General features: G+C 68.7%; 1 protein-coding gene. It reads left to right on the top strand.

The genetic code is table 11. The features are described from left to right. Positions 1–157 precede the first annotated feature (157 nt). A complete protein-coding gene (locus CV1CTNOD_RS00165) occupies positions 158–1,570 on the top strand; it encodes an IS1380 family transposase (RefSeq protein WP_207386070.1) in 1,413 nt (470 codons plus the stop codon). Positions 1,571–1,747 lie beyond the last annotated feature (177 nt).

The following is a 1,747-nucleotide window of genomic DNA, read 5'->3' as shown; positions in this document are numbered from 1 at the left end:
ACGCCGCGGTCGTTCACCAGCCTCCGTCTTTCACCGGGGTCGGTGATGTGGGGGGCTGACCTGGCCGAAACGTGATCGAGGTGCACCTGACCTGCAAGGATGTGATTTGTCTAGGATCACTTCTTGCTGAGGCGGGTGCACCTCTTCTGTGCAGGCTATGCCATGCGCCGCGTGGGCTGATCGACTCGAGTTCGTCGGCGACGACGACCGGCTTGTCGCCTCGGTCGGGGTGCTACCGATCCGGCTTCTGGCCGAGAAATCCGGCCTGCGGGCCGGACTGTCCGCGGCGTGGTCTCGGCGGGGGTTCACCCCGGTCTACGACCGGGGCCAGCTGGCGGTCGACCTCGCGGTGACGCTGCTGCCGGGCGGGGAGGCAATCAGCGACCTCCAGGGCCTACGCCACCTCGCCCCGGTGACCGGCCCGGTCGCCTCGACCCCGACGGTCTGGCGGTTCCTGAACGAGGCCGGCGAACAGACCCTCGCCCGGCTGAACCAGGCCGTCGCGGTGTTCCGCCGGTACTGGTGGGGGCTGCTGGCAGCCCGACCGGACGGGTTCCCCTGGCTGACGGTCGCCGGTAAGGAGCTGACCGGGATCACCGTGGTCGACCTGGACGCGACGCTCGTGCTCGCCGGTTCCGCGAACAAACAGAACGCGGCGGCCACCTACAAGGGTGGTATCGGCTTCTGCCCGAACCTGGCGACCCGCGACAACACCGACGACCTGCTGGTCATCGATCCGCGACCGGGTAACGCCACCTCGAACGACGCCGCTGACAACATCGCCACCCTCACCAGGGCGGTCGAACGGATCCCGGGCGCCTACCGCCACCGGATGCTCATCCGCCTCGACGGGGCGGGTTTCTCCCACCAGCTGCTCGAACACATCGCCTCGGGCGGCGGGAAACGGGGCCGCCGCTGGGAGTTCTCGGTCGGCTGGTCGTGCACCGACGTGGAGATGGACGCGATCGCCACGCTCCCGAAGAAGGCCTGGACCCAGGGAATCGACCAGGACGGCACGCCGGTCGAGGACACGTTCGTCGCCGAGCTGACCGGCCTGCTCGACCTGTCCGCCTGGACGGAGAAGATCCCCGGCCTGCGGATCCTGGTGCGCGACGAGCCGCTACACCCGAAGTACCTGAAACGGGCCTGTGCGCGGGAGAAGGAACTCGGCCGGCGCTACCAGCTGATCGCCGTCAACGCGAAGACCGGCCAGCTCGCCTGGCTCGACGCCCGCCACCGCTCCCACGTCCATGTCGACAACGACGTCAAGCAGGGCAAGGCACTCGGACTGGACCGCTGGCCGTCACGGCACTGGGACATCAACAAGACGTGGACCCAGATCGTGCTGCTGGCCGGCAACCTGCTCGCCGCCTACCGCTGGCTGGGCCTCGCCCCCGGCGCGCTACGCAACGCCTCACTGAAGCTGCTGCGGTTCCGGGTCTTCGACCTGCCCGCCCGGCTCACCCGCGGCCAGCGGAAACGCTGGCTGCACCTACGCGCGGACTGGCCCTGGACCGACACCATCGTCGACGGCTGGACCCGGATCCGGGCGCTGCCCGCCATAACCTGACCGGCCTCCCCCAGCCCTACGAGCATGGAAGAACCCCCGGGCCGTGGACCCGGCGCCGCGACACGACCGTCGCACCCCACCCCTGCCCACAGACAGGAAACCTAGATCAAAAATGCTCCCCGTTGATCACTCGGGGAACCCCACCAACCCCATGAACAATCTAGGAGACCGCTGAAA

The organism is Protofrankia symbiont of Coriaria ruscifolia (genome assembly GCF_900634745.1).
In the GTDB taxonomy this organism is placed as follows: domain Bacteria; phylum Actinomycetota; class Actinomycetes; order Frankiales; family Frankiaceae; genus Protofrankia; species Protofrankia californiensis.
The sequence above is the reverse complement of the archived record's forward strand: the minus strand, read 5'-3'. Positions and strand labels throughout refer to the sequence as shown.